Source organism: Mycobacterium sp. TH-M82 (assembly GCF_057473605.1).
This window is the reverse complement of sequence record NZ_JBYCKY010000402.1, coordinates 1-4,885: the sequence shown is the minus strand read 5'-3', so window position 1 is coordinate 4,885 and position 4,885 is coordinate 1. Positions and strand designations below refer to the sequence as shown.

Annotated in this window: 7 protein-coding genes and 3 pseudogenes; 6 read left to right on the top strand and 4 right to left on the bottom strand. The window is 65.1% G+C overall.

Going from position 1 to position 4,885, the window contains the following annotated elements; genetic code table 11:
* The 3 genes and pseudogenes from AC2VON_RS12480 to wzm all read left to right on the top strand — a co-directional run.
* Positions 1–254: pseudogene (locus AC2VON_RS12480) on the top strand (ABC transporter ATP-binding protein); the annotation flags it as partial.
* Positions 251–1,174, top strand: a complete 924-nt coding sequence (glfT1, locus tag AC2VON_RS12475; protein ID WP_486953250.1) for a galactofuranosyltransferase GlfT1 — start codon at positions 251–253, stop codon at positions 1,172–1,174. The pseudogene AC2VON_RS12480 and the gene glfT1, both read left to right, overlap by 4 nt.
* The gene (gene wzm, locus AC2VON_RS12470; RefSeq protein WP_486953249.1) at positions 1,171–2,001 is read left to right on the top strand and encodes a galactan export ABC transporter permease subunit Wzm/RfbD; all 831 of its coding nucleotides are present in this window, start codon (positions 1,171–1,173) and stop codon (positions 1,999–2,001) included. Before glfT1 ends, wzm begins: the two co-directional genes overlap by 4 nt.
* Before the next feature lie 378 nt (positions 2,002–2,379).
* Here wzm and AC2VON_RS12465 read toward each other — a convergent pair whose 3' ends face one another.
* Both AC2VON_RS12465 and AC2VON_RS12460 read right to left on the bottom strand, forming a co-directional pair.
* Complete coding sequence (locus AC2VON_RS12465) at positions 2,380–2,853, bottom strand: hypothetical protein (protein WP_486953248.1); 474 nt, start codon at positions 2,851–2,853, stop codon at positions 2,380–2,382.
* Entirely contained in the window at positions 2,810–3,088 is a 279-nt protein-coding gene (locus AC2VON_RS12460; protein ID WP_486953247.1) for a hypothetical protein, read from the bottom strand. Before AC2VON_RS12460 ends, AC2VON_RS12465 begins: the two co-directional genes overlap by 44 nt.
* A 382-nt stretch (positions 3,089–3,470) precedes the next feature.
* On the opposite strand from AC2VON_RS12460, the gene AC2VON_RS12455 reads away from it, so the two are divergent.
* From AC2VON_RS12455 to AC2VON_RS12445, 3 genes and pseudogenes are all read left to right on the top strand, one after another.
* Positions 3,471–3,686 (top strand): ribbon-helix-helix domain-containing protein, encoded by a 216-nt coding sequence (locus AC2VON_RS12455; RefSeq protein ID WP_486953246.1) that lies wholly within the window; start codon positions 3,471–3,473, stop codon positions 3,684–3,686.
* A complete protein-coding gene (locus tag AC2VON_RS12450) occupies positions 3,683–4,090 on the top strand; it encodes a PIN domain-containing protein (RefSeq protein ID WP_486953245.1) in 408 nt (135 codons plus the stop codon). Before AC2VON_RS12455 ends, AC2VON_RS12450 begins: the two co-directional genes overlap by 4 nt.
* Before the next feature lie 128 nt (positions 4,091–4,218).
* Positions 4,219–4,326: pseudogene (locus AC2VON_RS12445) on the top strand (GtrA family protein); the annotation flags it as partial.
* A gap of 95 nt (positions 4,327–4,421) precedes the next feature.
* Here AC2VON_RS12445 and AC2VON_RS12440 read toward each other — a convergent pair.
* On the bottom strand, positions 4,422–4,646 hold the full coding sequence (locus AC2VON_RS12440) for a hypothetical protein (protein WP_486953244.1): 225 nt from the start codon (positions 4,644–4,646) through the stop codon (positions 4,422–4,424).
* Positions 4,647–4,692: 46 nt separating this feature from the next.
* Positions 4,693–4,885, bottom strand: a pseudogene (locus AC2VON_RS12435) (hypothetical protein); the annotation flags it as partial.

The following is a 4,885-nucleotide window of genomic DNA, read 5'->3' as shown; positions in this document are numbered from 1 at the left end:
CCGAATTCATGAAGAAGGCCCAGTCCCGGCTGCAGAAGCTGGTGGAGCGGTCCGGAATCCTGGTGTTCGCCAGCCATTCCAACGAGTTTCTGGCGCGCCTGTGCAAGACCGCGATCTGGATCGACCACGGCACTATCAAAATGGCGGGCGGCATCGAGGAGGTGGTCGGCGCCTACGACGGTGAGGCCGCCGCCCGGCAGGTGCGCGACGTGCTGTCGGAGACCCGCGCCGACAGCGTCGGTGACAAGGCGTGACCGAGCTGGTGTACGCCGTCGTCGTCACTTACCGGCGGGCCGACCAACTGGCCACGTCGCTGGACGCGGTGGTCACCCAGACCCGCCAGCCCGACCATCTGGTCGTCGTCGACAACGACTCGGACGATAAGGTCTGGAAGCTGGTGGATGGCCAGCCCATCCCGTCGAGCTATCTGAGATCGCGCCGAAACCTCGGCGGTGCAGGCGGATTCGCGTTGGGTATGCTGCATGCGCTGGCCGCGGGAGCGGACTGGCTGTGGCTGGCCGACGACGACGGCCGGCCCGCCGACTCGGGCGTGCTGGCGGGCCTAATGGCGTGCGCCGCCGAGTACGGATTGGCGGAGGTGTCGCCGATGGTCTGCGACATCGACGACCCCGAGCGGCTGGCGTTTCCGCTGCGGCGAGGACTCAAGTGGCGGCGGCTGGTCAGCGAACTACATTCTGGCGCAGCAGATCCTGCCCTGCTTCCCGGGATCGCCTCGCTGTTCAACGGTGCGCTGTTCGCCGCTCACGCGTTGGAAGCCGTTGGCGTGCCCGATGTTCGGCTGTTCGTGCGGGGCGACGAGGTGGAGCTACACCGCCGGCTGGTGCGCTCCGGGCTGGCATTCGGCACCTGCCTGAACGCGGTGTATCTGCACCCGTGCGGTTCGGGCGAGTTCAAGCCGATCCTGGGCGGGACGATGCACGCCCAGTACCCCGACGATCCGTGCAAGCGGTTTTTCACCTACCGCAACCGCGGCTACCTGATGGCCCAGCGCGGGATGCGCCGCCTGCTGATACAGGAGTGGCTACGGTTCGGCTGGTTCTTCCTGGTGTCGCGCCGCTTCGATGTGGCCGGCCTGGCCGAGTGGATCCGGTTGCGGCGGTTGGGCCGTCGCGAGAAGTTCGCTCGCCTTGGGGATCCTGGGGAGCAGGAATGACCTTCATCGACGCGGCCCGGCAATCCCGGACGCTGAAACGAGCCCGCGCCGACCTGGTCGAGGGGTATCGCCGCCACGAGCTGTGGCTGCACCTGGGCTGGCAGGACATCAAGCAACGTTACCGGCGTAGCGTGCTGGGCCCGTTCTGGATCACCATCGGCACCGCCACCACCGCGGTGGCTATGGGTGGCTTGTACTCCAAGCTGTTTCACCTCGAGTTGTCGGTGCATCTGCCGTATGTGGCGCTGGGGCTGATCATCTGGAACCTGCTCAACGCCGCCATCCTGGAGGGCGCCGATGTGTTCGTCGCCAACGAGGGCCTGATCAAACAGCTGCCCACGCCGTTGAGTGTGCACGTCTACCGGCTGGTGTGGCGGCAGCTGATCCTGTTCGCGCACAACATCGTCATCTACATACCGATCGCGTTGATCTATCCCAAGCCGTGGTCGTGGGCCGACCTGTCGGTGCTGCCGGCGCTGTTGCTGATCGTGTTGAACTGCGTGTGGGTGTCACTGTGCTTCGGCATCCTGGCCACCCGCTACCGCGACATCGGCCCGCTGCTGTTCTCGGTGGTGCAGCTGCTGTTCTTGATGACGCCGATCATCTGGAACTACGACACCCTGCGCGCACAGAATGCGACCCGGTGGATGGCCGTCGTCGAATTCAACCCGCTTTTCCATTACCTGGACCTGATGCGGTTGCCGCTGCTCGGCGCCCATCAGCCGCTGCGGCACTGGGCGGTGGTACTGGTGCTGACCGTTGTGGGTTGGCTCTTCGCCGCGGTGGCGATGCGACAGTACCGGGCGCGGGTGCCGTACTGGGTGTAGCTTCGGCTCGCCATATGGTCAAGCTTGACCAGGTTTGCCGCGCTCTTGGCGGAATCAAACTCAAACTCAACCATGTATAGAAATCATGCCGTAATTAATCACCCTTGGGGGTCCCGGCGGCGAGCTTTCCCCGCTACGCAGAAATCGATTCATCAGGGCCGAGGCGGCCGTCGCGGCGTTCAGGAGCGCTCCGCGTGTGGAGTTGGAACGATTACGAGCGGACCTCGATTCCGCGGCAAGTCAGGAGATCGCGCCCCGTGGCTGATACTCCGCGTGACCGATCCGCGCAGCGATGATCAGCTGATCGTGGTCTCGGAGGTGGTGTGGCGGGCACCAATTCAGCCACCACGCCCGGGGACACCAACACCGCCCGTTCGTTTATCCGCGAATGCCGGCTATCGACTTTGTCGGATTTGCGGAGGGGCGGCCGCTGATCTTGCGGTCCCAATTCCGGTTGAACACCTCGATGCTGGCCCGGGTCCAGACCGGGCCGGCGGACAGGCGCGCGATCGGGGTCGGGAAGTCCGGCCGCTCGGTGAGTTGTCCTACCCGTTGCCGAGACACCCCGAGCAACCCCGCGGCCTCAGTTGCGCCGATCAGGTCTTGCGGACCCGGCGCCTTCTGTTCGGCCATCCACTCATCGAGGGGCTGCACCTGCAGTTGACTCGGTTTCGTCGGTAGGGTGCGGGCCGTCCGGAGGGCTTCGTCTACAGCCTGTCGCAGGGTATTGGCGGTGACCTGATAGACGGCGGTCAACAGGCCGGTAGCCGAATCGACACTGACGCCAGCGTCGAGCTTCTCAGTCAGCTCAGCCTGCTCGTCCGGACCGACGTTGCGCACGAATGCACTCACGCGCGCCATCCACTGCTCGGGCATCTAGGGATCCTCCTTGTCGCTCGGGCGGAAAGACCAGACCCGCGGTACGCAGCAGTGCGATGAATCGCAGCCACTCAACGGCATTGCCCGGCATCCTGTGGGTCACCGTGACGGTGCCCTTGCGGAAGATCCAGGTCGCCCGGGCAGTCTGGCGGACCTCGAAGCCTTGCTGCTCGGCGGCTTCGATGATCTGGTTCATCCGGTCGGCCATTCTGCCTTCCTGCCCTTGCCTGTGTCAAGGATATTTTCGTCCAACACCTTGCGTGTGTTAAGGGCTTTAACGTCGGGCTGCCGCAGCGCTACCCCAGCAGACCGCGACGGGCTCACCGGCTCCCAGGTCCCCGCCGCGCAGCCGCAGCAACGTTCCCAGTCTGTTGGCGTGTAGATCGTCGGTCATCGTTGAATGGTGCAGGCCGCACGGCCGCAGCGCTAGCCAGGCCTGTGGATGACGAATGTAGGCGGACTTGCAGGGTGGCTGAGCCGGCGACACCTGGGGTAACGCCAGCGCCAGGGATGCCCCACTGGGTGCAGCTTCAGCGACTCGGCTGCGCACCTGGACGTCGAGTATGGTGCCAGCGGTTGTACCATATGTCGTGGACAAAACGACGATCTATCTGCCGAGCGAGCTCAAGACGGCCGTCAAGCGCGTCGCAAAGCAGCGCGGTGTCTCCGAAGCCAAGGTGATTCGCGAATCCATCCAAGCCGGCGTAAGCCAGGCCAGGCCCCGGCCCCGCGGTGGCCTGTTTTCCGGTTCGGAGCCCGCCGCCCGTCGCGTTGACGAGCTTCTCGATGGTTTCGGGGAGCGGTGATCATCGACACCGGCGCGTTGCTGGCTTATTTCGATGCCGGCGAGCCGGACCATGACGCGGTGTCGCGCGTGATCGACGAATCCACGGACGTGCTCGTCGTCTCGCCGTACGTCGTGGCCGAGCTGGACTACCTCATCGCGACCCGGATCGGTGTCGACGCCGAACTCGCTGCGCTACGGGAACTCTCCGGCGGCGCTTGGGAGCTGGCCGATTTCGGCTCGTCGGAGCTGGAGGAAGCCGCCGGCGTCATCAAGAAATACCGTGATCAGCGTATCGGGATCGCGGATGCATCCAACGTGGTGCTGGCTGATCGGTTCCGCACTCGCACGATCGTCACCCTCGACCACCGACATTTTGCAGTCCTGCGCCCGACTCGCGGCGGGCGCTTCAGCTTGCTGCCGTGATCAATTGACATCCGGTGCTACGGCGGGTCGACGCATGACCGCGAGGGCTTCCCGCAGGAGTAAGCACATCTGCCTCACCAGTCACTGGAAATTGGGCAGGTAGACAATCGCCCGGCTTCCAGCGACAACTGCACTTTCGGAGGTGGGCGATTCCGGTTGCCTTCGTGGCCGCACAGGGCACCGCGACGGTGATCAACGTCGTCGTGCAGCGCTCGGTGATCTTCCGGGTCCGCTGAGCGGTCGACAATTCCCGAAATGCTGCCTCCTGCTGGTGCACATGGGCGACAGTATTCACGTCTGCGGGCGTGTCAGCCGGGGCAGCTTCGCAGGCTCAAGCGACGCTCTGGCGCTCTTGGCGATCAAGGCCATCGAGGACCAACTTACGGGTCGCGTCCCGGTACCAGCCCATGTCGACACCCTCCCGGATGCGCTTGAGCAACGGCGTCGGCAGCGGTGTGCGCGTTGCCAGAAGCGCATCACTGATAGCGAACTCGCGATCGCCGGCCGCTAGGTCGAAGTCGACGTTTCGGCGCGCAGCATCATCTAAGTCCGCCACGGCGACCAGTCAGCGAGGTCGTCTAATGCGTTCGCCGCGCAGGTGTTCATGATGGCAACACGGGAGATTCACACGCCCGCCAGGGCGCGTGTGCTGGTGGGTCGGGGTCGCCGCGTAGGACTTCTTCGCGGTGGTGGGCGTGGTTGATCTGGGGTGGGCCGGTGCCGTCGGCCCGGACCAGTCGGCCGGTGTCGGTGACGGTGGTTTGCCAGTCGCCGGCGCTGGTGGCGCCGTGGTCG

Excerpts from the sequence above, each read along its gene's own strand:
- wzm (WP_486953249.1), top strand. The coding sequence starts at position 1,171 with ATGACCTTCATCGACGCGGCCCGGCAATCCCGGACGCTGAAACGAGCC.
- AC2VON_RS12460 (WP_486953247.1), bottom strand. The coding sequence starts at position 3,088 with ATGGCCGACCGGATGAACCAGATCATCGAAGCCGCCGAGCAGCAAGGC.